Consider the following 457-nt stretch of genomic DNA (forward strand, 5'->3'; position numbering starts at 1 on the left):
ATCTGGTGGCTATCTTCCGTAAACGGGAATACCAGCCCTGGCGGGTCCAGTATGTGCTGGATGAAATGCTGCGTGAAATTCGCCACCAGCTTGCTCAGTCGCAGCAACTGCGGCCTGAACAAGCGGCGGAAAGCGAAGATTAATGATCGAGATAAAGGTAATGCACCCAGCTGGTCATGCGTAATAGCACCTTGCGCATCACCGAGACATGGCTGAAATGATCAGAGTAAACCGCCACCTGGGCGTAAATACCGTCTGGTAAAGCGCTCAAATCAGTGTGCTCATCCAGTTCAATGGTCGCGATAACGCCATCTGAACCCGGCGCTGTGTTTAACGTCTGTAAGGTGCCGGTCGACTGATAAGCTCCGCCGGGAACGGCTGGACTAATGGCTGCCAGCTTACCGCTGAATACCTTACCTGGCAGAGCATTAAACACCACTTCCGCATCGTCGCCAGG

At 53.6% G+C, this 457-nt stretch carries 1 protein-coding gene; it reads right to left on the minus strand.

The genetic code is table 11. The features are described from left to right. Positions 1 to 139: 139 nt before the first annotated feature. The coding region (locus K0039_RS25295; protein WP_228106885.1) for an HlyD family secretion protein at positions 140 to 457 on the minus strand (318 nt) is incomplete at its 5' end.

The sequence above is a fragment of the Terrisporobacter mayombei genome, assembly GCF_020748465.1.
In the GTDB taxonomy this organism is placed as follows: Bacteria; Bacillota; Clostridia; order Peptostreptococcales; family Peptostreptococcaceae; genus Terrisporobacter; species Terrisporobacter mayombei.